We start from the raw sequence: 25480 nt of genomic DNA, 5'->3' as shown, positions 1-25480 counted from the left end.
GTTTTAAGCTTAACCCTAAATTTATCCCATAAGGTTTTAACCCAACGTAATTTTTACATGAACACATTTTCACTTCCCAAAAAAGGCGAGTACTCGGCTTACTTCGACACTTACATCTCCAAGGTACCGGATGCAAATTTTACAGACCTGATCCTTCAGCAGGTAAAGGATCTTAAGGAACTTTTCCAATCAAAGGGACAGGAGTGGAGTGAAAAGCCCTATGCCGAAGGAAAGTGGACTCCAAAGGAGGTTTTGGGCCATATGATCGATACAGAACGCATCATGACTTTTCGTGCCTTGTGTTTTGCTAGAGGCGAAAAAAATTCCCTTCCCGGATTTGATCAGGACCCGTATGTGCTCAACGCACGTTTTGGGCAGGTTCCGGTTGAGCTTCTTTTAGAAGATTTCGAAGCTCAAAGAAAGGCTCTATTGACTTTGATCAGCACTTTGAATGAAAGTGTGATTGACAATGTCGGTACAGCCAACGGCAATCCAATTACTCCAAGGGCCTTGTTTTGGATCATTCCGGGACATTTCACCCACCATTTTAGAATCTTCAAAGAGAGATATTAACCGATGAGAATCCCCATTTCAGTAATCGATGCCTTTACGGATAAGCCATTTTCTGGCAATCCGGCAGGAGTATGCCTTCTTGAAGAGACTCTTTCGGCAGAACAAATGCAATCCATCGCCATGGAGATGAATCTGAGTGAGACAGCTTTTGTGGAAAAAACTTCCGAGCACGGCGTTTTTTCCCTGAGGTGGTTTACCCCGACCTTGGAAATTGACCTCTGCGGACATGCGACCTTGGCATCGGCTTTTTGGATGCTACAATCCGGCTGGGCACATGAGGGCCAAGTGATCCGGTTTGAAACTAGAAGCGGGGAGCTAAAAGTTACCGGTGAAGGTGATATGCTGACGATGGATTTCCCATTGATTCCGACATTTTCGGATACACATCCAAAGTTCAGTTCGGAGCTCTTTGGAAAAAGAATCGTCCAGGCCGCACAGCTGAGAAGGAATTGGATTTTTGAATTGGAAAGCGAAAAGGCTGTCAGGGAACTAATACCACATTTTGGAGAGATTGCTGAAAACAGCGAGGAAGGATTTATTGTCACAGCCAGAGGTGAAGGGGTGTATGATATTGTGAGCCGTTTTTTTGGTCCGAATGTCGGCGTTTCGGAAGATCCTGTGACGGGCTTTGCACATTGTGCTTTGATGGATTATTGGAATCAAAAAACCGGAAAAACACAGCTCAAAGCCTATCAGGCAAGTAAAAGAGGGGGGAAGCTTTTCCTTGAAAAACATGATGACCGTGTTTTGATCCGGGGAAATGCAGTTCGGGTTTTGGTTGGTACATTGGAAATAAATTCTTGAAATGGAACATAAGGCAGTTTCCCATCCTCACCGCGTAAAAAGAGCATTGAAGAAATTCACGGACTATTGGCTGAATGATGCCAGTTTTGTTGTTCTCTTAATCGCTTTGGTTTTTACGGTATTCATTTTACCGATTCTGATTGATTACGGACATGTCAACATGCTTTTTGTAAACTTTGTGTTCCTTTTCCTGTTTTTTACGGGAATATGGTCCTCTGACAATAAGCTGCTTATCTCACTTACTACGATTTTATTTTTCACACAACTGGTACTTAGGATTCTTCGCCTCAGCAATCTTCCCGTTGAATATTACTTTCTCGAGCGGCTGATAGGTTTGCTTAACATGCTTGTTTTTATTTTTCTGAATATCAGGTTGTTATTCAGGAATTATGAGATTAATCTGTATCGTATTATCGGGGCTATCAACGTCTATTTATTGGTGGCAATCCTTGGGGCCTTTGCTTTGGAAGTGATCCAGATCAGCCTGGGGTCCTCTATTTCTGGTATTTCCAAGGATATTCCAGTCAAAGAACTGTCAGGAATAGACCAGGATTTTTCGACCTACATTTATTTCAGTTTGGTTTCCCTCACAACAGTTGGTTTTGGTGATTACACCCCTGTCAATATTATGTCCAAAATGCTGGCAGTGATGCTTTCGACTACCGGAGTACTTTACCCAGCAGTTGTAATTGCCAAACTGGTGGGTTCGAGTACTAGGGAAAATGCCTGAGAATTTCCACTCCTGTAAATTCCGGCTTAAGGAATCAGATTTCCTCCCTATTTTTTGAATGAACTTAGAAAACTACCTATGAGAAAAATTTACCTAAGCATTTTGTTTTTGGTGTGCTATGGGCTGACCTGGGCACAGACTGAACGGAAGATCGAAGTGGAATCCAAAGTCGAAACTACCTCGGAAGTAACCATTAAAGGAAAAAGGGTTCCGTACAAAGCCACAGCCGGAACCCAACCGGTCTGGGATGAGAAAGGAGACCCGATTGCCTCTCTTTTTTACACTTACTACGAAAGGACTGACATCACTGATAAAGCCAAGCGACCCTTGGTGATCAGTTTCAATGGCGGTCCGGGCTCCGCCTCGATTTGGATGCATTTGGCTTATACCGGTCCGGTGATCCTGAATATCGATGAGGAAGGCTACCCGGTACAGCCTTATGGAACCAAAGCGAATCCACATTCTATCCTGGATGTTGCGGACATTGTCTATATCGATCCTGTAAACACGGGATATTCCAGAATTGTAAAAGAGGATACTCCGAAAGCGACCTTTTTTGGAATCAATTCTGACATCAAATACTTGGCGGATTGGGTAAATACCTTCGTGACACGTGTTAACCGTTGGGCCTCTCCAAAATATCTGATCGGGGAAAGCTACGGCACGACGCGAGTGGCTGGTTTGGTTTCGCAGTTGCAAAATTCCCACTGGATGTACTTCAACGGAGTGATTTTGGTGTCGCCGACCGACATGGGAATTGAGCGCGGAGGTCCGGTGAAAATGGCGAATTACTGGCCCTACTATGCCGCAACAGCTTGGTATCACAAAGCGCTCCCAGCAGATCTTCAAAGCAAGGATTTGGATGAATTGCTGGCAATCGTAGAGCCTTTTGCCCTAAATGAAGTCCTGCCAGCCATGAGTAAGGGAGGCTTGTTATCCGATTCAGAAAGAAATGCAATCGCCACGAAAATGGCCTATTATTCAGGTTTGAGTAAGGAGTCCATTCTGGAGTATAACCTGATGGTTCCTACCGGCTTTTTCTGGAAAGAATTGTTGAGAGAGCGTGACGGAATGACCATTGGCCGTCTGGATAGCCGATACAAAGGCTTTGACAGAATGGAAGGCGGAGACTCTTATGACTTTGATCCGGCATTGACCAGCTGGAATCATGCTTTTGCTCCGGCTTTCCAGATTTATGCGAAAAATGTCCTGAAGTTTAATACGGATCTGACTTACAATTTATTCGGTCCGGTGCACCCTTGGGACAGAACCAATGAAACCACTGGATACGACTTGGGAACTGCCATGCGTCAGAATCCTTACCTGCATTTGATGGTTCAATCCGGTTATTTTGACGGAGGCACGGACTATTTCAATGCGAAATACAGCACTTGGCACATTGATCCAAATGGCAAAATGAAGGATAGAATTGATTTCAAAGGGTACCGATCAGGCCATATGATGTATTTGAGAGCTGAAGACCTGGCGACATCCAATGAGGATATCCGTGTGTTTATCCAGAAGTCTTCAGTTGAGCCCAATCAGCCGGCGAAATACCAGTGATTTGAGGATTAAAATTGAAATTTGAAATTTGAAATTGGGTCCGGGCATCTTGCTCGGACCTAAATTTTTATAGTCGATTTGAACTCTTCGAAAGAAGTGACCTGCTCTCCAGTTCCTGCTAATTTTCCCAGGATTTCAAAAATATCTGTCAGCTTTTTGCCTTCTTTCCTTAAAAATTGAATAGAAGTTGCCCCATCAGACTTGGAGAGTTTTTCCTGTTTTGGGCCCCGAATTAGAGAATGATGGTGAAAAGTGATTTGGCTGAATTTTTCCAAATCCAGATTCCTTGCCAGATCTAGTTGAGCTAGTGAAGAGGGAAATAAATCATTGCCTCTCACAATTAAATCCACACCGAAATGTAGATCATCCACCAGCGAAGAAAGGTGATAGGAAGGCAAACCGTCTTTTTTCCGAACCATGTAAAACATGGAATCCTGCTGAATTAACGCCGATTTCTGTTGATCGGGATATTCCATAAAATGGAGGAAATCAGACTCTGAGGTATCCATGCGCCAAGCAACTTCTGGTTTTTCCAAAGACAGTCTTCGCTCCAGACATTGGCCCAAATAGTACCCAGAAGGATCCAATTGCTGGATTTTTTTCCGGGAACAATCACAGGCAAATACCTTTCTACTCGCCTTTAATTTGGCCAATGTCTCCCTGTATTTCTCCATTCTGTGAATCTGTGACCACTCAGTTTCAAATTCTCTGAGGTTTTTTGGCCCTTGGTCAATTTTGATTTCCAGAAAGTCCAGAGTCTCAAAAACGTCCTCCACATACTCTGTCCGAAATCTTTCTCGGTCCAAATCATCGATGCGGAGTAGGATTTTGGTTCCGTGTTTTTCCGCAAGTGCTTTGGTAACCAAAAAGGAATAGGCATTTCCAAGGTGCAAAAATCCACTTGGAGTAGGGGCGATTCGGGTCAGACTAAAAGTCATGTGGTGATAATTGTTTTATAGGTCACATGGAATCTCGCATTCTTGATTATCATACCTCCGGGTATTGCTTTAGTTAAGCTCGATTTCATCCGGCGAAATTAACCAGATTGACAGAAAAAAGTCTATTTCTGGATTGGTCCTTTCCGAGCTTTAACACCTATTGATAGGAGCGAGACCAATTTGAAGCCAGGGCATTAAGTTACTTTAACGGTCACTTTTTCCGACTGGGATTTCAAAGTCTTAACTTGCAGATCCGATGAAAGTCCCTGTTTTCCTGATAGTTTTCTTCCTGTTTACATTTTCAGCAATTGCTCAAATCAGCTATTCTGGAAATGTACTGGACGCTTTTGATAAAAAATATTTGGAAGGTGTCACAGTTTCCATTTTGAATAAAGAAAGTGTTATCACCAATTCGAGGGGATATTTTTCACTTGAAGGGACTGCTGGAGACACCTTGATTCTGAGTTTTCCGGGATTTATAGACCAGCGCATTCTTCTCGGCTCGGACCGTTTTCTTTTGATTCAAATTCAGGACAAAGCCAGGCTTCTTCCGACCTTTCAGGTAGAGGCTGAACCTTATAAATTCAGGTTTAAGGACGGGAAACTGTATTTGGCCGAGAATGAACCCGAGGCGGAAAAAAGCCTTTCAAAGCAAGTAAGCATGGGAACAGGCACGTCTGATGGCGGCGGCGGATTAGCTATCTATGGCCCGATCAGTTATTTTTCCAAGAGAAATACCCAACTCAGAAGATATGAAGAGCGCCTGGAATGGATCAAAAGAAGACAAGGATACCTGGAGGTCATTGATTCTGATTCAATCCGAAATGAAATGATGACCTCATACAAGTTGGACCGGAAAGACTGGGATGAAATGATCATTCGGTTCAATGAATTTCATCTGGAGCATGAGTTTTTGGATTGGTCCAAAGACCGTGTAGTTGCCAGTTTGAAGGAATTTATCCGGATAGAATCCTATCTGGGACATTAACTTTTCCGCTTGAAAGACCAGGTGACAAAAAATCTGGCAACCATTTCCCCGGAAGGATTTGTCCCGGTGGAAATCATCGTCAGTTGAGCTGTTTCTCCAACTTTCATGCCTTCAATCAAATCAAATAATTCAGATCCCTGCTCACAGGAAAAGGTGATTTTAGAATTGGCTTTTTTGAAATATTCTGCCCGAAAATCCACCACCAACATGCTGAACTGGCCTTTTCCAGCCAAAGCCAATTGACAAAGTGCTCCAGTGCTTAATTCTGCGGCACCTGCCAAAGCTGCGAAGTAGATGGATTTGAAAGGGTTTTGAGAGCGCCAGAAATAAGGAATGCTGACCTGGCATTTTTCAGGAGTTAGGGTTTTGATCCGAAGTCGCCAAAAAATTGCTGAGGGTAATTTGACCAACATGACAAACCAAAAGACTATCGGATTGGTCATCTTTTTTTGATAGTCAAGTGCTGCCTTGGAAAGTCTCTGAGCCGAATGTTTGGATTCCATGATTGGAGATTTTTACCCAAAATACTAAAATTAGACCGAGTCGGTTAGCTTGGTATCGTTTTTGAATTTCAACTGATAAGAAAATAATCAACCATGAAAAAGATAGTTTTAATTTTTGTAATTGGGCTTTTAGCCAATGCCTGTGCTAAAGTTCCCCTTACTGGTAGAAGTGCGCTAGCTACAGTTTCCAATGACGAGATTCAACCTTTGGTGAATGAGGAATATAAGAAAGCGACCTCAGCAAGTAAAAATCTTACAAGTACTGCTGATGGCCAAAAAGTGGTCAGAGTGGGTCAGAAGATGGCAAAAGCCGTTGAAGCCTATTTGGTTTCTGAAGGATACCAGGATTTGGTAGATGATTTTGCATGGGAATTTAACCTGCTGGAAAGTGATCAGGTCAATGCCTGGTGTATGCCGGGAGGCAAGGTCGCTTTTTATACAGGAATCCTACCTATTACCCAAAATGAGACCGGTATTGCAGTAGTCATGGGGCATGAAATTGCCCATGCTGTGGCATCCCATGCCCGTGAAAGGATGTCTAACGGCATGATGATGAACATGGGAATGAGCCTTTTCTCGAGTGCTCTGGGTCAAAATCCTACAATGACTCAGCAGATTTTGCTTCAGTCGGTCGGTATGGGAAGTGAGTTGGGAATGCTAAGTTTTTCTAGAAAACACGAACTGGAAGCAGATGAGATGGGTTTGATTTTCATGGCTATGGCTGGATATGATCCACGTCAAGCGCCTATTTTTTGGGAAAGGATGTCCGCCGCAGGTGGTGCGGCACCGCCGGAGTTTCTTTCTACTCACCCTGGCCCGGATCGTAGAATTGAAAAGCTGAACGCCAATATGCCGAAGGCGCTGGAGTACTATAAAAAGTAGGAAGTTAGAAGTAGGCAGTAGGCAGCGCTGTAAACTGCTTACTGTCTACTTAAAACTGCATACTGACAATCACTTCATCCCAAACCCTCTCAGCTTCACTTGAGTCAGTTTCCGCTTGGTATCCAGAGGAAAATCTCCTTTCATCATCCATTCATAATAGCCTGGTTCCTCTTTCAGGGCCTGGTCGATTGTTTTGCCTTTGTGCTTGCCAAAGTTGAATATCTCCTGACCCTGTGAATTGAAGACAAATCTCCCAGCAAGATCAACCATTTTTTCATTGACCATTTCGTGGATTTTCTTCATGTCATTGGTGAAAATCCCCACCTTTTTGCCCTGAAGATCCTCAATTTCCTCCCCTTGATATCGCTCCACCTGCGCCTCAAAAACATCTAAAGTAGCAAGCGTATCCGCCTCGGCACTATGTGCATTTTCCAAAGATCTGTTGCAATAGAACTTGTACGCCGATGTGAGATTCCTTTTTTCCATCAGGAAAAAGATCTTCTGCGCATCAAGTAAATTCCTGTTTTCCAGGTCAAAATCAATTCCTGATCTCAAAAACTCCTCGACCAAAAGGGGAATGTCATACTTCAGGACATTGAATCCTCCCAAATCGGCAGTGCCGATAAACTGCTGGATTTCCCTGGCGATATCTTTGAAAAAGGGTTCGTTTTTCACATCCTTATCGTAAATCCCATGGATCAGGGATGCTTCCAAAGGAATTGGAATGCCGGGGTTCACCCGTTTGGTGTAGATTTCCCTACCTTGATCGGGATGAAGTTTTACGATAGAAATTTCAACGATTCTGTCAGTTCCGACATTGGTGCCGGTAGCTTCCAGATCAAAAAATGCAATCGCGTTTCTTAGATTAAGCTTCATTTGAGTTGAATTTTGCTTTTAAAGGTTCCAGATCCAGGTTGTCATAGTTTCCTGAACTCATCAAAAGCAGGTTAGTTTTGGTGTAATTCTGTGTCAAAAGATACTCTTTTAAAGCCTGACTTTCGGTAAAAAGCATCAAATCCGGTCGCTTAAATCCTTCCCGAAGTGTGGCTTCGTCCATGAGTTCCAACTTTTTCAAGGCCACTGCATGAGGATTGAGATAAACCACCGCAACGTCTGTCGCATCCATGGAGTTGGCATAGTTTGGAAGAAAGTCCTTGTTCAGGGAGGAATAGGTGTGAAGTTCCTGAACAGCTACCAATTTCCGCTCTGGAAATTGGTTTTTCACTGCATTGACTGTGGCTTTCAGTTTGGATGGTGCATGTGCAAAGTCACGGAATAAAATCCCGGATTTGCCAGTGGCCAGGATTTCCTGGCGTTTTGCCGCGCCTTTAAATGATGGAATTGATCGGTAGAATTCAGAAGTGGAAACTCCCAAAGCCCGGCAAACTTCCATCGCTCCCTGCAGATTTTGCAAATTGTGTTCTCCAAAGATTCCGATTTCCAAAAGGCCTAAATCAGTTTGAAGGTAGGTTATTCCATCCTTGATTTCGGCTGGATGAGCATGATAAGGTGTTTTTTTACCACCGGTCAAGCTTTTTTCCGCAGCTTCTTTTACCAATTCATCCGCATCACAATAGATCAATTCACCGGTTTTGAGCGTCTGATCCATGAACTTTGAGAACTGGGCTTTGTAATCCTCAAAATCAGGGAAGACATTGAAGTGATCCCAAGCAATCCCACTGACCAAAGCAATATCATGCTTGTAATGGAAAAACTTTGGAGTTCGGTCAATGGGTGAAGTCAGGTATTCATCCCCTTCGATCACGATGACAGGAGCATCCGAAAGCCTCACCATCAGGTCAAAACCTTCAATCTGAGCACCGACCAGGTAATCAAAATCTACATTTTGGTCCTTAAGTACGTGAAGAATCATGGAAGTGATGGAGGTCTTTCCATGTGAACCTGCTATCACAACTCTCTTTTTATTTTGGCTCTGATTGTAGATGAATTCCGGAAAAGAATAGACTTGAACTCCCAGTTCCTGGGCTCTGATCAGTTCGGGATTGTCTATCCGGGCATGCATTCCCAGGATAATTCCATCCAGATCGGAAGTGATTTTTTCAGGAAACCAACCATAGGCAGGGGGAAGGATTCCAGCTTTTTCCAAGCGTGTTCGGGATGGCTCGTAGATTTCATCATCAGAACCGCTTACCTGATAGCCTTTCTGGACCAAGGCCAGAGCCAGGTTGTGCATCACTGCTCCACCGATTGCGATGAAGTGGTATTTTTTCATAATCGAAAAATGAGGGATTAGCTTTATCCGCCAAACTTAAAAATAAAATGCGGGTGCTCAGGGTCTAATCTTTTTTCATTTTCGAGATTTTTTGAGGGGGAGGGTTTTTGGCTATTTTCGGGCTCAAATTTTTCAATTATGCTGGATGACAAGTTTGCCTATTTGATTCTTTCCCTGTTTTACATGGTGGCCTGGTTGGTGGTTTTTATCAAAAATCCCTGGAAAAGTGGAATGATCAAAGTATGCGCTGTGGGAGGGATCATGGGTATTATTGCTGAGGTTTGGTATTTCCAGGATTATTGGAAACCTCCGACTTTGTTTGGAGTTGGGATTGTGGGAATTGAAGATTACATCATTGGTTTTGCCCTGTTTGGAGTTGGCGGATATATCCATTCTTCTTTCACCCGAAAGGAGATTGATTATGATCGACAGACCAAAGCCAGGAACAAGGATTTCTTTTACCTCTGGCTGATCGGATGTGCTAGTCTTACAGTATTTAGTCTTGTTTTAAAGATTCACTCCGGTTATGTTACCTTTTTGACTTTCATGGCTTTATCTATTTATATCTGGATCCAAAGACCGGACTTGATTTACCTTTCAATCGTTTCCGGAGTGGCTACAATGGCGATTACCATTGTCATTTATTACATCACATTTCAGATTCTATATCCTCATTTTTGGGATACCTATGGGATGTTGGATGCACCTATTTTGGGGCAAAAAATCATAGGAATACCACTTTCGGAGATCCTTTGGCATTCCAGCTGGGCGGTGCTTTGTTCCATGTTCAGAGGTTATCGAAATGGAGTTTATTATAAAAAAAATGCCTGAGCAGGGCCTGATTCTTGCTGAAGGAGGTATGTTGATAAGTATTGTAAAACTTGTTTAAAACTCTTCCTTTCCAGCCGATACATTTGTTATATGACCGAAAATACCAACCAACCAAGAATCTTCCGAAAAAAGCCACTTCACGACAATCCGACTGGTTTTTTGGGTAAAGTACCCCCTCAGGCAGTAGAACTGGAAGAGGCAGTTCTTGGTGCATTGATGCTTGAAAAAGATGCATTGACCAATGTGATCGATATTCTGAAAGTAGAAAGTTTCTACAAGGATTCGCACAAAGTGATTTTTCAGGCGATTTTGGATCTTTTCACCGAAAGTCAGCCGATTGATTTGTTGACAGTGACCACCCAGCTTCGGAAAAACGGAGCCTTGGAGATCGCGGGGGGAGCATTTTATGTGACCGAGCTGACTTCAAAAGTGGCTTCGGCGGCAAATATTGAATATCACGCCAGGATCATCACCGAGCAATCCATCAAGCGTGAGTTGATCCGCATTTCCGGAGAAATCCAAAAGGACGCGTTCGAGGATACTACCGACGTTTTCGAGCTTTTGGACAAAATGGAGCAGTCTCTTTTCGAAATTTCTGAAAAGAATATCCGAAAAAACTACTCCGATATGCGTTCTATCATGCGAGAGGCAATCATTGAGCTTGAGAAAAGAAAGCTTCAAAAAGACGGTTTGACAGGTGTTCCTTCCGGTTTTACTGCCTTGGATCGGGTGACCTCAGGTTGGCAAAAATCCGATTTGGTGATCATTGCTGCCCGTCCTGCGATGGGTAAAACGGCCTTTGTTCTTTCCGTTTTGAGAAATGCCGCGGTGGATCACAACCGGCCGGTGGCAATTTTCTCTTTGGAAATGTCCTCGGTTCAGTTGGTCAACCGTCTGATTTCATCTGAAGCTGAACTGGATTCAGAAAAAATCAAAAAGGGTTCACTGGCTGATCACGAATGGGCGCAATTGGTTCATAAAACAGCCAAACTTTCCAAAGCACCGCTTTTTGTGGATGACACCCCAGCCTTGTCAATTTTGGAACTTCGCGCAAAATGCCGGAAACTGAAAGCTCAGCACGACATCCAAATGGTCGTGATTGACTACTTGCAGTTGATGTCCGGTGATTCAAAAAACGGTGGACAAGGTGGAAACCGTGAACAGGAAATTGCAAGTATTTCCAGAGCACTGAAGAAAATTGCCAAGGAATTGAGCATTCCTGTAATTGCACTTTCCCAATTGTCCAGAGCGGTGGAAACCAGAGGCGGGGACAAGCGGCCACAGCTTTCGGATCTTCGAGAATCCGGTGCAATAGAGCAAGATGCCGATATGGTGATGTTCCTTTACCGTCCTGAGTATTATGGAATCACCCAGGATGAAGACAACAATTCCACGGCGGGAGTCGGTGAAGTGATCATCGCTAAGCACCGTAACGGTTCGCTCGAGAATGTAAAACTCCGGTTTATCGGCAAATACACCAAGTTTACTGACCTGGATTCAGGAATCAATTATAGTTCAAACCAATCACCTGAAGTGTCTTATTCTCATAAGTTTACATCGAGTGCTTCAGGCTCTGCAGCCTTCGACAGCGGACAAACCATCAAGCTGGGGAGCAGAGCAAATGAGGATAATATCGATGATGTGTTCAAATCAGATAATGGACCAGCAGGGTTTTAAAATCCTATGAAGGGAATAGTTCTTAATCGCCAACTTGATTCAAAAATTGAATTCGTAACAGTTCCTGATCCTGAGTTAAAAAGTGGAGAGGCACTGGTTCGAATAAAATCCGCCTCGCTCAATCACCGGGATGAGTGGTGTCGTCAGGGACTTTACCCCAACCTTTCGGATGGGGTAGTCCTTGGCTCGGACGGAGCGGGAGTGGTGGAAAAAGTAAGTGATGAAAGCCATGCATCCTGGATTGGCAAGGAAGTCATCATCAATCCAGCGATGTTTTGGGGAGCTGATCAAAGAGCTCAATCCAAGGAATTCCAGATTTTGGGAATGCCCAGAAACGGTACTTTGGCCGAATTCATAGCAATTCCATTAGATCGGCTGCTTGAAAAGCCTAGTCATTTGAGCTGGGAAGAGGCAGCTGCTTTGCCTTTGGCAGGTGTCACAGCTTATCGTGCATTGATTTTTCAGGGACAAGCCAAAGCAGGTGACCAGGTTTTGGTGACTGGAATAGGAGGAGGAGTGGCTCAGTTTGCTGCACAATATGCCAAAGCAATCGGGGCAACGCTCTCGGTCAGCAGCAGCCGCAGTTCCAAACTTGAAAAAGCAATGATTGCAGGTGCAGAATTTGGGTTTAATTACCTCGAACCGGACTGGACTGAAAAGGCACTAAATGCCACTGATGGGTTTGATGTAATCATTGATGGAGCAGCAGGGGATTCGATCAACCAGTTGATCCATGTTTGCAAACCTGGGGGAAGAATTGTGCTCTACGGTGCAACAATGGGGCTACCCAATAAACTGGAAGCTAGAAAAGTGTATTGGAATCAACTTAAAATCATGGGCTCAACCATGGGTTCAGATCAGGATTTTCAAAATATGATTGCATTGGTAGAGGAAAAAAAGATTCGACCAGTTGTTGACCAGATTTTCACATTTGAAAATGCAGTCAAAGCTTTTGATCTGATGAAAGCTGGGGATCAGTTTGGGAAAATCGTCCTCAAGCCTTGATTTCTTCATACGTTTCGGTAAACTCTTTCTTGGCAACCCGATAAATTTCACTTTGGTCCAATGAGATGACCAAGTAGTCTCCGGGTTTGACCACAATCGATTCTTTCCAGGGCGCTTGAAATTCCATCAAGGGCTCGGCGCCAAAGTTCTCCAAATCCTCAGCACTTACTCTCAATCCGTATATTTCTCCGACCGGGCGATAGCAACCCCATCCATTCCCTAAGGAGTCCATAAGCGCGTATTTTTTCTCAAAAGTCTCAGCCTTGATCAGATAGCTTTCTTTGGCAGAGGTTTGGTTTTCGACCAGCCAGTCACCTTTTTCAGCCGTATTTTTGGTTTCATATCCGTCACTTGTTCGGGTCACAACTTCCAGACCCGGTTCAGCTTTTTTGGCGCGGATCAGACTTTTCTTTTTATAGCGTTTTCCCTGCGCTTCCATCAGGGGTAAAAAGTGGGCAAGCATTTCTTTTTGGGTGATCATATGAAAAGAAGATTCGATTTTTTTTGAGAATTTCAATTTAAGAAATTGATTTTCAATTCATTCAATCCTAATTTAAAAACGGGATTTTCACAGGATAATCAATCCAGGTCATTCTCAAAGAGAAAGTTCTGAAAGGCATTTTTAAGTTCTTTCAGCGTTTTTTCTTCTTTTTGAAATTCAGCCAAAACAATCCCTTTTTCAAAAATTTCCCGACTTTTTTGGATTTGGTCATGCTCCCCAAAAAAATGTGCGGCAGGAAAGTAAACAGGAAGGTAGTCCGAATGGTTTAACAATAAAAAGCTGAACAGATCCTCTGCCTCTTCCCGGTCTTTATCCCGAAGTTCCAAAGCCAAAGCATAATAATTGAAGGGGTTTTCCGGTTCCTCTTTAATAAAGTCCCGGAGTATCTGAAGTCTGTCCAAATTGGCCATGAATAGTTTTTTTAATTAGCGGTAGCCTGTTATTTTCACGCGAAATAAATCTAAAATAATCTAACTCTAAACCAATGAAGATTCTTGTTTGTATCACACATGTACCGGATACGACTTCCAAGATTCAGTTTACTGCCAACAATACCAAGTTTGATACGACAGGAGTTCAGTTTATTATCGGCCCATACGACGATTATGCATTAGCTAGGGCTGTTGAACTTAGAGATCAGACCGGAGGTACCCTGACTGCTTTAAACGTGGGAGAAGCCGAGACAGAACCAACTTTGAGAAAATCACTTGCAATTGGAGCAGATGACGCGATCCGGGTCAATTCTTTACCAAAGGATTCCTTTTTCGTAGCAAAACAAATTGCACATTATGCCAAGGAAGGCGGATATGATTTGATTCTTATGGGCCGTGAATCGATCGATTTCAATGGAGGAATGGTGCACGGGATGGTTGGTGAATTGCTCGGAATGCCTTCTTTTTCTCCGGTTATGAAATTGGAGGTTGAAGGTACCACGGTGAAAATGGCCAGAGAAATCGAAGGTGGAAAAGAATACCTTGAAGCCCAATTGCCATTGATTGCCGGATGCCAGGAGCCGATAGCAGAATGGAAAATTCCAAATATGAGAGGGATCATGTCTGCCCGTACCAAGCCTTTGAAAGTAGTGGAGCCAATCTCCCAGGAAACCCAGGCTGAAGCGGTTAGCTTTCAATTGCCTCCAGCCAAAGGATCAGTAAAACTTGTCGACAAAGACAATGTATCCGAGCTGGTAAAACTGCTTAAAAACGAAGCAAAAGTACTTTAACTCATTTTTTTTAAATCTCATTAATTCAATAACTTATGTCAATTTTAGTATATATTGAACAGGCCGAGGGGAAAGTGAAAAAGACGAGCCTTGAGGCAGTTTCTTTTGCGAAAGCCTTGGCAGCACAGACTGGCGAGGGTGAAGTGGTAGCGGTCGCTTTGGGTACCATAGATTCGTCTGAATTGGGTGCTGTGGGGAAAGCAGGAGCATCCAAAGTTTTGCATGCTGACGATGTCCGACTGACAGATGGCGTGATTCAAGCACATGCATCTGCAGTGGCGCAGGCTTTTGCTTCTGTAGGTGCCAAGACTTTGATATTAGCCAAGTCTTCTCTTGGCGATGCGGTAGCCGCCAGACTCGCGATAAAATTGAATGCTGGCCTAGTTTCCAATGTTGTAGAACTTCCAAATTCTACCGGGGGCTATACCGTCAAACGTAGCATCTATACCGGAAAAGCCTTTGCTGAGACTTCCTTATCAACTGAAAATAAGATCCTTGCAGTGAAGAAAAATGCAGTGGATTTGAAAACAGATGGCGCAGATGCCACCGTTGAAAAGATTTCTGTAAGCTTGGCGGATTCAGATTTTGCTTCTAAAATCACTTCAACTGAAAGAGCGAAAGGTGAAATTCTTCTTCCTGAAGCTGATATCGTGGTTTCCGGTGGCAGGGGCATGAAAGGTCCTGAAAATTGGGGCATGATAGAAGACCTTGCCAAAGTATTGGGTGCTGCCACTGGTTGCTCCAAACCGGTTTCCGACATTGGCTGGAGACCTCACCATGAACATGTGGGCCAAACAGGGGTAAAAGTTGCTCCTAGTTTGTACATAGCCATAGGAATTTCAGGAGCGATTCAACATCTTGCGGGAGTCAATTCCTCAAAGTGTATAGTAGTAATCAACAAAGACCCGGAAGCTCCGTTTTTTAAGGCAGCTGATTATGGAATAGTTGGGGATGCATTTGAGGTAGTACCAAAACTAACAGAGGCACTAAAAGCAGAACTTTAATTTTTGTGGAAAAACTCGTAGAACTGGAGATTTTGGGTCTTTCTTCCAATCATTCGCAATCAGGATCATTTACGCTGGTGATGGGTGAGATGGAGGGCAGCAGAAGATTACCCATTGTCATTGGTATGTTTGAAGCCCAAGCGATCGCCATTGAGATAGAAAAGATCATTCCCAATCGGCCAATGACTCATGACCTTTTCAAATCTTTTGCTGACAGTTTCAAGTTTGAAATCGACAAAATCGTCATTTCTGATATGAAGGAAGGGGTTTTTTATGCTAAAATCCATTGCAAAAGCAAGGACACCCGAGTTGAAATCGACAGCCGCCCTTCAGATGCGATTGCGATAGCAGTGAGGTTTACTGCTCCGATATTTTGTGCTGAAAAAGTGATGTCCGAAGCCGCCATTGAATTTACCGAAGAAGACAAAAAATTGGAAAGCAAAAAGGAAGTTCAAGCTCCGCCATCCAAAATCAGCCCCAAAAAGGAAGGTTCTCTCAAAGATTTCAGCTTGGACAAACTGAATCAGCTTCTTGAAAAAGCCATCACCAACGAAGATTACGAAAGAGCAGCCCGGATCCGGGATGAAATAAACAAGAGAAACTAAAATCAAAGCCCCGAATGGAAATTCGGGGCTTTTTTCTTGCCCTGCTTTGGCCTATTTTTAGCACTTCGTTTATTAATTCAATTGCATGGAATATTTGAGAGGAGCCTTGGGATTGGCTGTCATCGTTTTGGTGGCTTATTTTTTTTCCAATGATAAAAAGAGGATAGACTGGCGGTTGGTGGCAATTGGGATTACCCTTCAGATCGTTTTTGGTTTTCTGATTACCAAAGTCGAAGTGGTGAGAGCCGGGTTTGAGTTACTTTCCCAAGGATTTGTCAAGTTTTTGAGTTTCAGTGAGGCAGGTGCGAGTTTTATTTTCGGAGATCTGGCAGGGAATACCTTCGGGTTCATCTTTGCATTCAAAGTTTTGCCCACGATCATTTTCTTTTCCACAGTTTCGGCTGGATTGTACTACCTAGGGATATTGCAAAAAATTGTCTTTGGCATAGCCTGGGTCATGGCTCGAACGATGCGGCTTTCAGGACCTGAATCCCTTTCTGCTGCCGGAAATATCTTTTTGGGGCAAACTGAAGCTCCATTGCTGGTTCGCCCATTCATTCCGACCATGAGTAAGTCAGAATTGATGTGCCTGATGACCGGTGGAATGGCGACAATTGCTGGTGGAGTTTTGGCAGGATATGTAGCCTTTCTGGGCGGGGACAGCATGGAGGAGCAGAGCAAATTTGCGGCATACCTCCTTGGTGCAAGTATCATGAACGCGCCGGCTGCCATCGTAATGTCAAAAATGTTCATCCCTGAGACGGAAAAGGAAATCAAGCAGGATAAGCTGGAGGTGAATAAAGAGGCGATGGGAGTCAACCTGATTGATGCCATGTCAATTGGAGCAGCAGAGGGTTTAAAACTTGCACTAAACGTGGGAGGGATGCTTTTGGCATTTATCGCCGTGATCGCTGCAATTAATTTTGGACTGAGCGGCCTGATCGGAGAATATACGGGATTGAATGCTTTTGTCGAAAGCTCTACAAACGGTCAGTTTAAAGGCTTTTCACTTGAATATATTTTCGGACAGGTATTTCGGGCTTTTGCCTGGGTGATTGGAGTGGATTGGGTGGATACGTTGCAGGTTGGAAGTCTTTTAGGCCAAAAGACCGTAATCAACGAATTTGTCGCTTACCTGAGCTTGGCCGATATGAAAGAGGCTGGATCACTTAGTGCCAAATCCATTGTAATCGCCACCTATGCGCTTTGCGGATTTTCTAATTTTAGCTCAATCGCGATTCAATTGGGAGGTATTTCGATCATTGCCCCAAATCAACAGGGGAATCTAAGCCGTTTGGGATTCAAAGCTTTGGCTGCCGCTTCTTTGGCTTGCTTAATGACAGCGACTGTGGCTGGAATGCTTTATTAGAAGCAAGACATTAGATGCAAGAAGCAAGATTTAAGACGCGGGATACAAGAAAATAGATAGAGGTCTTCATCAATCAGGATAAAAAGTAGAGTGATAAAAAACAAAAAGCCCGATTTCAGCTTGAAATTGGGCTTTTTTAGTCTTATGCACACTCCAGTGAAAATAATAAGGGGTTTCTATTATCTAGAATTTTGTGCGTCTTAAATCTTGTGTCTTGATTCTTGTTTCTTGTGCCTAAGATCTTAAATCTTATGTCTAACATCTAAATATTACTTATCACCATAGAGCTCTTTACTGACTCCTTCATATTTGTCACCGGCAACCCAAGTAGGTTTTTGGCTCCAATTGGCGATTTTTTGAGCCGATAGGATAAATGATTTCCAATAGATCTCAGCGTATTTTAAGTCGAAGCTTTCCACTTCGTCTGCTGCTTTGTGGTAGTATTGCTGGATTTTATCGTCAAAGGCTGTGAATCCCAGCGTGAAGCTTGGGGCAGGAATTCCCTTTCTGGCAAAATTCACATTGTCAGATCGGTCGTATAGCCCTTGCTCCGGAGACGGATCTGCTTTCGCCGTCAATCCAAAGTCAGCGACTGCCTCCTCAATCATAAAGTCAGCACTTGTTCTTCCCAAACCAATCACAGTGATGATTGAAGTGTCATTGTAGCCTGCGTTGTCAATGTTGAGGTTGTAGATGATTTGATTCAGGGGAACCAAAGGATTGTTGGCAAAATATCCGCTTCCCAAAAGTCCCTTTTCCTCTGCAGTCCAAAGCGCAAGCAAGATTGACCTTTTTGGAGGGTTTTTGGCAAAAAACTTGGCAGCATTCATCACAGCGACTGTTCCTACAGCATTATCTCTGGCACCGTTGAAGATGGAATCGCCTTCAGCATCTGGAGTACCAACTCCGACGTGGTCGTAGTGGGCGGAAAGCATGATGAATTCTTTCTTCAATTCCGGATCAGTGCCTTCGATCCAGGCTATCACATTTTTGCCTTCTACAGGAGAATTTACTTTTCCATCTACCGCAACTTCTGCCGATTTTACCTTTTCGCCAGTCATTTGATTTTTGACATCTTCGATCCAGATGTAAGGCAAATCACTCGCAGCCCCTTGGTCAACGCTCATCTGGGTTCTGTTCAGGAAACCAGAAACCATCTGCCATGGAACAGATGGGATATTAAACCGCTCAATCAAAGCAATAGCACCGGCCTCTTTGGCTAGGGCCGTCTTAGCTCTTCCTTCGGAAAAAAGCTGGTTAGGGCTTAGCTTGTTTGGTGCTCCGGCATTGGTGATCACTATTTTTCCCTTTACGTCTTTCCCTGTGAAATCCTCAGGCATTCCAAAACCCAAATCGACTACCTCATAGGTTCCTGAGAAGGACTTTCCATCCAAGACCAACATGTTTTTACCTTGGGTAAATTCAGTTCCGCCAAGTTTGACAGATCCTGATTTTGGAGGAGTGGAAAGGCGGAAAGGAATATTCTGATAAAAGCCATCAGCACCTGGGACTGGCATTGCTCCAGCCTTTTTGAGCTGATCAGCTATAAATGTATAGGCAAGTTTCATTTCCGGTCTGGCGGGGTCCCGGCCCATCAGCTCATCCGAAGCCAAATAGGTGAACTCAGAAATGGCTTCTTTTCCGTTAAAATTCTTTTCGATTTCCTGCTTTTGAGAAAAAGCGAGGGATCCACTCAAGAGCACCAAGCCCAGGGATAAAACTGATTTGTTCATAGAGAAATGATTAGCGTTTTGAAAATACTTGAAATTCCCGGTTTCATGATGTCGGCTGAGCAATTTCAAGGGAATCCCATCCCAAATCCTGCATAATTTTTTGAAAATGAGCAGGAGGAGGGCAGGAAAGAGCGATTTTTTCACCGGAAACAGGATGAGTCAAAGATAATTTCCATGCATGGAGTAGGAGATTGTTCAGACCGAATTGCTTCTCAAAAAAGATATTTTGCTTGTTGTCACCGTGTTTTTTGTCTCCAATGATGTAATGCCGGATGTGCGCAAGGTGTCTTCGGATTTGATGGGTCCTTCCCGTGAGCAAGTCCACCTCAAGCATACTGTACCGGCTGGTTGAGTATCTGCCTGTGGAATTGAACGGGATTTCTGATTCAGCCAGGACCCGATAGCGGGTTTGGGCTTCCTGAAGTTTATTGGAGCGTTCACTGGTCAGTGGATGATCGATGAGATTTTCTTTTTCCGCTGGAATCCCTCGGACGATAGTCAGGTAAGACTTTTCCACGCTTCGTTCCATAAACTGAGCCTTGAGCTGCGGAAGGATTTCTTCATTTTTTGCAAAAAGAAGAATCCCGCTGGTCGCCCTGTCCAGCCTGTGGACAGGAGAAACCCAGGAACCGATCTGATCCCGAAGGGTGATCAGCGCATTTTCATCCTCTCCAAAAGCCTGCCTTGTGCGGTGAACCAATAGTCCGGAAGGTTTGTCGATCAGAACTATATTTTCGTCTTCAAAAAGGATGTTTAGCATTGTAGTTTGCCACAAAGGCACAAAGTCTCTAAAATTATTAATAGGTTTAATCTTTTAAGATTTGCGATTTTTTCGGTGTTGATCATCGGGAAACTAAAATATAGTCCCTGATCCAATGCACTCATCTTCCTTGTACCAAGCTACAAACTGACCTGAGGCGATGCCTTTTTGAGGATTTTCGAAGATGACATAGAGGCCATTTTCTTTCATGACCAAGGTCGCTTTGGACAAAGGCTGCCGATATCGGATTCGTGCTAAGTATTCGGCAGATTCACCCGGTTTCAAAGCCAAATCTTCCCGAATCCAGTGAATCTGATCGGTTTTGACAAACAAACCAAAGCGGTTCAAACCTGGGTGCTCTTCTCCCAAACCCGTGTAAATGATATTCTCTCGGGTGTCGGTTGCGATGACAAACAATGGTTTTCCAGTGCCTCCAACCTGAAGGCCTTTTCGCTGACCTACAGTGAAATAATGTGCACCATTGTGCTCTCCGAGTACTTTTCCTTGATTGGGTGTGAAGTGAATGGGTAGGCAAACTGCGTTTAGCATGTCTTGGTCCCAATCAGTCGTTTTTGTTAAAACCGGAACTTTCAGCCGCTCAAATACGGGTAGATCTTCCTGGATTTGGATGATGCTGCCTTTTTTGGGTTTCAATTGTTGCTGGAGAAATTCCGGCAAACGTACTTTTCCGATAAAGCAAAGGCCTTGAGAATCCTTTTTATCTGCTGTTATCAGATCTGCTTCTTTGGCGATCTTCCTCACGTCAGGCTTTTGCAGATGCCCGATGGGAAAAAGGGCTTTGGAAAGCTGTTCCTGCGAAAGCTGACAAAGGAAATAGCTTTGATCTTTGTTGGGGTCGGCTCCGGCAATCAGCTGATAGACTGGTTCGCCTTCAACTGCGATTTCCTTTTTTTGGCAGTAATGCCCGGTAGCCACAAAGTCCGCCTTTAGCTTTTGCGCAGCTTTAAGGAAAATATCGAATTTGATTTCACGGTTGCAGAGGATGTCCGGGTTAGGGGTTCGTCCGGCTTCGTATTCGGCGAACATGTAGTCCACGATTCGGTCTTTGTATTCTTCGCTGAGGTCAATGGCTTGAAAGGGGATTCCTAGTTTCTCAGCGACTAGCATCGCATCCGTGGAGTCTTCCATCCAAGGGCATTCGTTGGAGATGGTGACGGATTCATCGTGCCAGTTTTTCATAAACATGCCGATGACTTCGTAGCCTTGCTGGATCAGCAAGTGGGCAGCGACGCTGCTGTCAACGCCTCCGGAGAGGCCGACGACGACTCTTGGTCTTTTCATAGGTAGTGATTAATGGATTCAAGGTCCATTAGGTTACGCTGAAGGAAACGGGTTCTTGTCCCGGAATAGTTCACGAAGGTAGGAATTGATAGGTTGAAAAATTCTATCATTGGAAAATTAGGGCTTTTTTGGGGAGACTGGCAATCTTTCAATTTTGTAATCTTTCAATTTTCCAAACAAAAAAAGGTGAAACAAACTGGAGTCTGCACTCCAATCTGTTTCACCACGTGATCTACTGTTTGGACTTCCGCTAGGATCAATCTGTAATCGTGATGATTACATTGGCCATCCCTCCGAGAGCTTGATAGGCGGAAATGTAATTTTGCAACTTTTCTGAGCAGGTAGAACTGGCAGGTCCAGATGTCCAGCTTCTGCTGATGGTATAGATGTAGTTTCCTCCCAGGATCTCATTGTCTCCGGCTGGGGGATATCCATAAACGGATGGAGGTGTTTTACCGGCTTGCCAAGATCCACCTTTGCCTTCCCAGGAATAGTTTTTCTTAAATCCGTAGAAGGTCACGCTATAGCTTACAGCTTTGGGATGTATCGGAACCTGAACGGCTAGGTTGCCTCCGACATTGCAGGAGTTGGCCTTGCTGTTATCCCAACCCAACGCGCTCATCGGAATATTCATTATTATCTTCTTGGGGTCGTTTACTATCTTCAGCTCGCCCTTGACTGTTTCCCGAAGAACCCATTCTGAGTCTGTTTTGGCTTTGAAATATACCCGAGCCGTAATGGTTTCTTTGCCTTCCTTGACGTCTTTGTCCAAGACTTCATAATTGATCCTATTCCCCATGGTGTTGGCATTTTTGAGCGTCCCGTCAAATTTCCCGTAAGTTCCGGCGGTTTCCCATTCTACTTTATAATCAAGCGCAGCGTTGGAGACGATGTCGTTGACTCCGTCCGTGCGCACAAGGTAAAGCGAAACGTTTTGTCCACCGGAGAGGGTGATGTTATTAGGCTTCATGATCAGTTTGATTTTCTGAACATTAACCACGGCATTGGCATCGCCGATTCTGGTAAGCGAAGTTCCTTTTTTGGTAAAGACTTCAACTTTGACCGTGTCCACATTCGGGCCATCGGACAGGTCATCGGATTTGGCTTCAGCTCTATAGACCATCGAGGCGACACTTGCTTCAAAATTCGATTGTTTTTTTCCCTGATAGGAAAGCAAGCCGTATTTGGCGGTCGTGGACCATTTGTACACGAAAGATTCACCCTCTCCCAGGACGGTCTTTGTTTCTACTTTCAGTGTAGTATTTGTCTGAGTAACGACTGTAGATTCTTTTGGGGTCATCTCCAGGTCGTCCATTTTGGCAATCGCTGTAAATTCCTCGTTGTAATCTGAGAAAGCGATATGGTTCATCAACCGGTTGTAGTCAACGAATTTGATCAATAGATCCGCGTATTTGAGGAGTTTTAATGCTTTTTTGGCTTTGTTTCCGATTTCTTCGGCTGAGGCAGTTACAAGCTCGGGTTTGACACCTCGGATCATCTCCACAGAGCCAGTTGCGACGGCAGTCACCATCGCGTCAAATTGGGCGTTTGGAACTTCGTAAGAGGCCAAATAGATGATATCCTTCAGCGCTTGATCGAAGTTTCCGTCCAGAATCAGCTTTTCGATGGTAGGAGTAGTTTTGACGAAATTGTCAATTATTGTAATGAGTGTTTTGAAGTTGGAACCAGGTATGCTGAGGACGTCAGCCAGGCCCATCACATCGAATATAAATGGGAGGAAAAAATCCATCGCAAAGGTCTCCAGCATCAGTCTGTTTAGCTTATCCCGCTCTGCAGAAGTGAGGCTTAACCCATTGAGGTTGGTCAACCCAGGACCTACGACCCGGACCTTGTAGGTCGCTTCGGATTCATTGGTCTTGAGCGGAAGTGGAATGGGACTGGTCTCGGTCATGGCAAAATCGGCACCTTTTCCCGATACCTCCTCTTTGACTGAACCGATAAAAGAGGTGATGGCAGAGGTGGCTTTAACCTCAAGGTCTTTTTCAGCTGTATCGTTTCCTCCAATGCGTTTTTTCAGGACGGTCTCTACTCCGTCCTTGTCTTTAAATGCCGTCTTGTAAACAAAGGCGTGTGCCCTTCTTCTGAACTGGTTGCGGATTTGGATGTTTTGATGGTCAAGTTCATAGACTTGGATTCCGCTCTTAAACCCACCAGGATCTACATCAATTTGTTTTGCCTGGATGTCGATTGAATCTGTAGAATTGAAGGTTTTCAAATAAGCGGAAAGAGGGGCCTCAAGGGTAGCGGTTTGGAGCACTTTTGGATTTTTGACCATTTCTGCACTGACTTGAGCGATGAAGTCGTCCATACCTGGTATAGTACTGTATCCCTCCCAAAATTTCTTTTTGACCTCCAAGGGCTGAAGTGAAACACCCAGAGAAAAATATAGGATGACCGAGGCAGTAGTCTTAGTAGAGATTTCTTTTTGATTATCGGTGAGAAATCCTGCCATGACAGCCTTATCGTTTTCATCAATCAAAAAGGCCAATCTAGTACTTCCGGTCGCGAATCTCGCTTTCGTCTTTCCGGTATTATCCACTGGATATTCTGCAAAACCTGAGAATAATCTTGTCTTGGATAGGTCTAGAGTCGAGCCCGGTGGGACAATAACGGCCACATCGGTGGTGGTAAAGCTAGAGGGATCTGGATCAGGATCCGGCGTGTTAGGTTCTTCATCTTCGTTGCAGGAAAAAACAAAAGCGAAAAGAACCGTAAATAGCAGACTAAAAATTGCTTTTTTCATGATGTAAATGGATTGGTTTACCCTTGCATCGGTCTGCGCTTAATTGGTCATCAAAAAATTTCGAAATATTTGAAACACCGATCTTCCTCCCCGCCATGTGTACTTCAAGGCATAATTTTCCAATATTGTAATCTTCAAATTTTCCAATCCTGATGAACTCCCTCGAAACACGCATTATAAACGGTGATTTTTTACCGGAACTCCAGTTCCAAACTGCCAGAAGCAGCGGTCCAGGAGGGCAGAATGTGAACAAGGTGGAAACCAAAGTCCAGCTGAAATTTGACGTGAACAATTCCCAGATTTTAAGCGAGGAAGAGAAACTGACTTTGCTTCAAAAACTCAAAAACAAGATCGATCAGGAAGGTGTTTTGCAATTGTCTTCGCAGGAAAAGAGATCACAAATTCAGAATAAAGAGCTGGTCATCCGAAAATTTTATGATTCACTCCGGACAGCTTTTCACAAAAGGAAAATTAGAAAGGCTACCAAACCGAGCAAAGGAGCGGTAGAAAAAAGGCTCCAATCCAAGAAAGTGCAAGCGGAAAAGAAGAGCAACCGAAACTGGAAAGATTAATTGCAGTATGGAGCGTTGTCTCCGTCATCGGTTCGGAAATACCTTTCGCCGTTGAGATAGAGCTTTTCTTCCAAATATTCCAATCTATAATGCCTGATTTCGCCGGTGTAGTCCTTGAGTTCCAAGTGCAGCATCCCATCCATTCCCAACACAATATCCCAGGTTCCTTGGCCTTTTTGGTTTGAATTGGTTCTTCCCAAACCGTCCATTTGAAAGGAACTGGAATTTCCGCTGTTGAAATGTCCCTGGGGGCAAAGGTCAATGGTTCTTTTGATGTTGTAGCCTCCCGATATTCCACCATCCGAATAGCTGGGAGAGTTATACGTCTCCATATAGGTCAGACGCATTCCCGAGAGGAAACTTTTCCATTCTTGGATTTCGGAGCTTTTGTCAACCTTTTCAAATTGAAAAGACGACGCAAACTCGAACGCAACCTCCTGGAGTTGCTCGGAAAAAAGATCCGGTTCACTTGCAGCAATAATAGTTATCCCCAAGCCTCCTGTTGGGTTCTCCATTCCGATGATGTAGCATTTGGCTGGACTGCCTTCCAGTAGACCCTGGTAGTGGCCTGCAATCGCATTGGAGCCGAGGATTTGTAGACTATCAGATAGCTGGAGGTTAGTTCCCTGTCCATCGTTGAGTGGCTTGAGGGCATCCGCTTTCAATTCCTCTAAGCTTTGATTGTGTGTGGAAGCAAAGATAAAACCGGCCAAACCGGGCTTTTGGAGCAGGATCCCTTGGTTGATTTCCTGAGGCTGCCAACCGAGGGGAATTACAAATGAGATTCCCAATTGATCGTAACTTACTCGCTTGCTCTCTTGGGCAAAAGTGAAGTACGAAGAAAATAGGAGCGAAAAAAATAAAGAAAAGATTTTCATGGTCTTGATATCCAGTGGAATAAATTAAAAAATCCCGGGGGG

Annotated in this window: 25 protein-coding genes; 14 read left to right on the top strand and 11 right to left on the bottom strand. The window is 44.0% G+C overall.

All coding sequences use genetic code 11. The annotated features are described in order from the left end of the window. Positions 1–57 precede the first annotated feature (57 nt). The 4 genes from B0E43_RS16400 to B0E43_RS16385 all read left to right on the top strand — a co-directional run bounded on the left by B0E43_RS16400 (position 58) and on the right by B0E43_RS16385 (position 3670). Positions 58–573, top strand: coding sequence for a DinB family protein (locus tag B0E43_RS16400; protein ID WP_077351722.1), 516 nt, complete (start codon positions 58–60; stop codon positions 571–573). Positions 574–576: 3 nt separating this feature from the next. Further along, positions 577–1377, top strand: a complete 801-nt coding sequence (locus B0E43_RS16395) for a PhzF family phenazine biosynthesis protein (RefSeq protein ID WP_077351720.1) — start codon at positions 577–579, stop codon at positions 1375–1377. A 1-nt stretch (position 1378) separates the two neighbouring features. Further along, on the top strand, positions 1379–2107 hold the full coding sequence (locus B0E43_RS16390; RefSeq protein WP_077351718.1) for a potassium channel family protein: 729 nt from the start codon (positions 1379–1381) through the stop codon (positions 2105–2107). A gap of 78 nt (positions 2108–2185) precedes the next feature. Beyond that, positions 2186–3670 carry a S10 family peptidase gene (locus B0E43_RS16385; protein WP_077351716.1) on the top strand — a complete coding sequence of 495 codons (1485 nt, stop codon included), beginning with the start codon at positions 2186–2188 and terminating at the stop codon, positions 3668–3670. Between the two features lie 59 nt (positions 3671–3729). Here B0E43_RS16385 and B0E43_RS16380 read toward each other — a convergent pair whose 3' ends face one another. Beyond that, positions 3730–4608 carry a glutamate--tRNA ligase family protein gene (locus B0E43_RS16380; protein WP_077351714.1) on the bottom strand — a complete coding sequence of 293 codons (879 nt, stop codon included), beginning with the start codon at positions 4606–4608 and terminating at the stop codon, positions 3730–3732. A gap of 256 nt (positions 4609–4864) precedes the next feature. Here B0E43_RS16380 and B0E43_RS16375 point away from each other — a divergent pair, with 256 nt between their 5' ends. After that, complete coding sequence (locus B0E43_RS16375; protein WP_077351712.1) at positions 4865–5596, top strand: hypothetical protein; 732 nt, start codon at positions 4865–4867, stop codon at positions 5594–5596. On the opposite strand, the gene B0E43_RS16370 is transcribed toward B0E43_RS16375, so the two are convergent. Beyond that, complete coding sequence (locus tag B0E43_RS16370) at positions 5593–6099, bottom strand: DUF4442 domain-containing protein (protein WP_077351710.1); 507 nt, start codon at positions 6097–6099, stop codon at positions 5593–5595. The two genes, B0E43_RS16375 and B0E43_RS16370, sit on opposite strands and share 4 nt — an antisense overlap. A gap of 93 nt (positions 6100–6192) precedes the next feature. On the opposite strand from B0E43_RS16370, the gene B0E43_RS16365 reads away from it, so the two are divergent. Further along, positions 6193–6981 carry a M48 family metallopeptidase gene (locus B0E43_RS16365; protein WP_077351708.1) on the top strand — a complete coding sequence of 263 codons (789 nt, stop codon included), beginning with the start codon at positions 6193–6195 and terminating at the stop codon, positions 6979–6981. 69 nt (positions 6982–7050) lie between these two features. Here B0E43_RS16365 and B0E43_RS16360 read toward each other — a convergent pair whose 3' ends face one another. Then, the gene (locus tag B0E43_RS16360) at positions 7051–7857 is read right to left on the bottom strand and encodes a 3'-5' exonuclease (protein WP_077351706.1); all 807 of its coding nucleotides are present in this window, start codon (positions 7855–7857) and stop codon (positions 7051–7053) included. Continuing rightward, positions 7847–9214, bottom strand: a complete 1368-nt coding sequence (gene murC / locus B0E43_RS16355) for a UDP-N-acetylmuramate--L-alanine ligase (RefSeq protein WP_077351704.1) — start codon at positions 9212–9214, stop codon at positions 7847–7849. Before murC ends, B0E43_RS16360 begins: the two co-directional genes overlap by 11 nt. 138 nt (positions 9215–9352) lie before the next feature. On the opposite strand from murC, the gene B0E43_RS16350 reads away from it, so the two are divergent. The 3 genes from B0E43_RS16350 to B0E43_RS16340 all read left to right on the top strand — a co-directional run bounded on the left by B0E43_RS16350 (position 9353) and on the right by B0E43_RS16340 (position 12727). Next, positions 9353–10045, top strand: coding sequence for a lycopene cyclase domain-containing protein (locus B0E43_RS16350; protein ID WP_077351702.1), 693 nt, complete (start codon positions 9353–9355; stop codon positions 10043–10045). Between the two features lie 90 nt (positions 10046–10135). Continuing rightward, positions 10136–11722: a replicative DNA helicase gene (dnaB, locus tag B0E43_RS16345; RefSeq protein ID WP_077351700.1), complete on the top strand. Its 1587-nt coding sequence runs from the start codon at positions 10136–10138 to the stop codon at positions 11720–11722. A gap of 6 nt (positions 11723–11728) precedes the next feature. Then, positions 11729–12727 carry a zinc-binding dehydrogenase gene (locus B0E43_RS16340; RefSeq protein ID WP_077351698.1) on the top strand — a complete coding sequence of 333 codons (999 nt, stop codon included), beginning with the start codon at positions 11729–11731 and terminating at the stop codon, positions 12725–12727. On the opposite strand, the gene B0E43_RS16335 is transcribed toward B0E43_RS16340, so the two are convergent. Together B0E43_RS16335 and B0E43_RS16330 are read right to left on the bottom strand one after the other, a co-directional pair. Beyond that, positions 12717–13208, bottom strand: coding sequence for a hypothetical protein (locus B0E43_RS16335; protein ID WP_077351696.1), 492 nt, complete (start codon positions 13206–13208; stop codon positions 12717–12719). The two genes, B0E43_RS16340 and B0E43_RS16335, sit on opposite strands and share 11 nt — an antisense overlap. A 98-nt stretch (positions 13209–13306) precedes the next feature. Then, positions 13307–13639 (bottom strand): enzyme of heme biosynthesis, encoded by a 333-nt coding sequence (locus tag B0E43_RS16330; protein WP_077351694.1) that lies wholly within the window; start codon positions 13637–13639, stop codon positions 13307–13309. A gap of 74 nt (positions 13640–13713) precedes the next feature. On the opposite strand from B0E43_RS16330, the gene B0E43_RS16325 reads away from it, so the two are divergent. From B0E43_RS16325 to B0E43_RS16310, 4 genes are all read left to right on the top strand, one after another. Next, positions 13714–14451, top strand: coding sequence for an electron transfer flavoprotein subunit beta/FixA family protein (locus tag B0E43_RS16325; protein WP_077351692.1), 738 nt, complete (start codon positions 13714–13716; stop codon positions 14449–14451). Positions 14452–14486: 35 nt separating this feature from the next. Continuing rightward, positions 14487–15455, top strand: coding sequence for an electron transfer flavoprotein subunit alpha/FixB family protein (locus tag B0E43_RS16320; protein ID WP_077351690.1), 969 nt, complete (start codon positions 14487–14489; stop codon positions 15453–15455). A gap of 5 nt (positions 15456–15460) precedes the next feature. Beyond that, positions 15461–16060, top strand: a complete 600-nt coding sequence (locus B0E43_RS16315; protein WP_077351688.1) for a bifunctional nuclease family protein — start codon at positions 15461–15463, stop codon at positions 16058–16060. An 85-nt stretch (positions 16061–16145) separates the two neighbouring features. Continuing rightward, positions 16146–17429: a NupC/NupG family nucleoside CNT transporter gene (locus B0E43_RS16310; protein ID WP_077351686.1), complete on the top strand. Its 1284-nt coding sequence runs from the start codon at positions 16146–16148 to the stop codon at positions 17427–17429. Between the two features lie 269 nt (positions 17430–17698). Here the strand turns inward: B0E43_RS16310 and B0E43_RS16305 are convergent, their stop codons facing one another. From B0E43_RS16305 to B0E43_RS16290, 4 genes are all read right to left on the bottom strand, one after another. Then, complete coding sequence (locus B0E43_RS16305; RefSeq protein WP_077351684.1) at positions 17699–19162, bottom strand: M28 family peptidase; 1464 nt, start codon at positions 19160–19162, stop codon at positions 17699–17701. Positions 19163–19205: 43 nt separating this feature from the next. Beyond that, positions 19206–19922 carry a pseudouridine synthase gene (locus B0E43_RS16300; RefSeq protein WP_077351682.1) on the bottom strand — a complete coding sequence of 239 codons (717 nt, stop codon included), beginning with the start codon at positions 19920–19922 and terminating at the stop codon, positions 19206–19208. Positions 19923–20015: 93 nt separating this feature from the next. Then, positions 20016–21224 carry a tRNA 2-thiouridine(34) synthase MnmA gene (gene mnmA, locus B0E43_RS16295; protein ID WP_077351680.1) on the bottom strand — a complete coding sequence of 403 codons (1209 nt, stop codon included), beginning with the start codon at positions 21222–21224 and terminating at the stop codon, positions 20016–20018. Between the two features lie 256 nt (positions 21225–21480). After that, a complete protein-coding gene (locus B0E43_RS16290; RefSeq protein ID WP_077351678.1) occupies positions 21481–23988 on the bottom strand; it encodes a hypothetical protein in 2508 nt (835 codons plus the stop codon). 152 nt (positions 23989–24140) lie between these two features. Here B0E43_RS16290 and arfB point away from each other — a divergent pair, with 152 nt between their 5' ends. Then, positions 24141–24560, top strand: coding sequence for an alternative ribosome rescue aminoacyl-tRNA hydrolase ArfB (gene arfB / locus B0E43_RS16280; protein WP_077351674.1), 420 nt, complete (start codon positions 24141–24143; stop codon positions 24558–24560). On the opposite strand, the gene B0E43_RS16275 is transcribed toward arfB, so the two are convergent. Then, a complete protein-coding gene (locus B0E43_RS16275) occupies positions 24557–25438 on the bottom strand; it encodes a hypothetical protein (protein WP_077351672.1) in 882 nt (293 codons plus the stop codon). The genes arfB and B0E43_RS16275 overlap by 4 nt on opposite strands. Positions 25439–25480 lie beyond the last annotated feature (42 nt).

Source organism: Algoriphagus sp. A40 (assembly GCF_002002735.1).
Taxonomy (GTDB): domain Bacteria; phylum Bacteroidota; class Bacteroidia; order Cytophagales; family Cyclobacteriaceae; genus Algoriphagus.
This window is presented reverse-complemented; position numbering and strand designations above follow the sequence as displayed.

Excerpts from the sequence above, each read along its gene's own strand:
- B0E43_RS16400 (WP_077351722.1), top strand. The coding sequence starts at position 58 with ATGAACACATTTTCACTTCCCAAAAAAGGCGAGTACTCGGCTTACTTC.
- B0E43_RS16395 (WP_077351720.1), top strand. The coding sequence starts at position 577 with ATGAGAATCCCCATTTCAGTAATCGATGCCTTTACGGATAAGCCATTT.
- B0E43_RS16390 (WP_077351718.1), top strand. The coding sequence starts at position 1,379 with ATGGAACATAAGGCAGTTTCCCATCCTCACCGCGTAAAAAGAGCATTG.
- B0E43_RS16385 (WP_077351716.1), top strand. The coding sequence starts at position 2,186 with ATGAGAAAAATTTACCTAAGCATTTTGTTTTTGGTGTGCTATGGGCTG.
- B0E43_RS16380 (WP_077351714.1), bottom strand. The coding sequence starts at position 4,608 with ATGACTTTTAGTCTGACCCGAATCGCCCCTACTCCAAGTGGATTTTTG.
- B0E43_RS16375 (WP_077351712.1), top strand. The coding sequence starts at position 4,865 with ATGAAAGTCCCTGTTTTCCTGATAGTTTTCTTCCTGTTTACATTTTCA.
- B0E43_RS16370 (WP_077351710.1), bottom strand. The coding sequence starts at position 6,099 with ATGGAATCCAAACATTCGGCTCAGAGACTTTCCAAGGCAGCACTTGAC.
- B0E43_RS16365 (WP_077351708.1), top strand. The coding sequence starts at position 6,193 with ATGAAAAAGATAGTTTTAATTTTTGTAATTGGGCTTTTAGCCAATGCC.
- B0E43_RS16360 (WP_077351706.1), bottom strand. The coding sequence starts at position 7,857 with ATGAAGCTTAATCTAAGAAACGCGATTGCATTTTTTGATCTGGAAGCT.
- murC (WP_077351704.1), bottom strand. The coding sequence starts at position 9,214 with ATGAAAAAATACCACTTCATCGCAATCGGTGGAGCAGTGATGCACAAC.
- B0E43_RS16350 (WP_077351702.1), top strand. The coding sequence starts at position 9,353 with ATGCTGGATGACAAGTTTGCCTATTTGATTCTTTCCCTGTTTTACATG.
- dnaB (WP_077351700.1), top strand. The coding sequence starts at position 10,136 with ATGACCGAAAATACCAACCAACCAAGAATCTTCCGAAAAAAGCCACTT.
- B0E43_RS16340 (WP_077351698.1), top strand. The coding sequence starts at position 11,729 with ATGAAGGGAATAGTTCTTAATCGCCAACTTGATTCAAAAATTGAATTC.
- B0E43_RS16335 (WP_077351696.1), bottom strand. The coding sequence starts at position 13,208 with ATGATCACCCAAAAAGAAATGCTTGCCCACTTTTTACCCCTGATGGAA.
- B0E43_RS16330 (WP_077351694.1), bottom strand. The coding sequence starts at position 13,639 with ATGGCCAATTTGGACAGACTTCAGATACTCCGGGACTTTATTAAAGAG.
- B0E43_RS16325 (WP_077351692.1), top strand. The coding sequence starts at position 13,714 with ATGAAGATTCTTGTTTGTATCACACATGTACCGGATACGACTTCCAAG.
- B0E43_RS16320 (WP_077351690.1), top strand. The coding sequence starts at position 14,487 with ATGTCAATTTTAGTATATATTGAACAGGCCGAGGGGAAAGTGAAAAAG.
- B0E43_RS16310 (WP_077351686.1), top strand. The coding sequence starts at position 16,146 with ATGGAATATTTGAGAGGAGCCTTGGGATTGGCTGTCATCGTTTTGGTG.
- B0E43_RS16305 (WP_077351684.1), bottom strand. The coding sequence starts at position 19,162 with ATGAACAAATCAGTTTTATCCCTGGGCTTGGTGCTCTTGAGTGGATCC.
- B0E43_RS16300 (WP_077351682.1), bottom strand. The coding sequence starts at position 19,922 with ATGCTAAACATCCTTTTTGAAGACGAAAATATAGTTCTGATCGACAAA.
- mnmA (WP_077351680.1), bottom strand. The coding sequence starts at position 21,224 with ATGAAAAGACCAAGAGTCGTCGTCGGCCTCTCCGGAGGCGTTGACAGC.
- B0E43_RS16290 (WP_077351678.1), bottom strand. The coding sequence starts at position 23,988 with ATGAAAAAAGCAATTTTTAGTCTGCTATTTACGGTTCTTTTCGCTTTT.
- arfB (WP_077351674.1), top strand. The coding sequence starts at position 24,141 with ATGAACTCCCTCGAAACACGCATTATAAACGGTGATTTTTTACCGGAA.
- B0E43_RS16275 (WP_077351672.1), bottom strand. The coding sequence starts at position 25,438 with ATGAAAATCTTTTCTTTATTTTTTTCGCTCCTATTTTCTTCGTACTTC.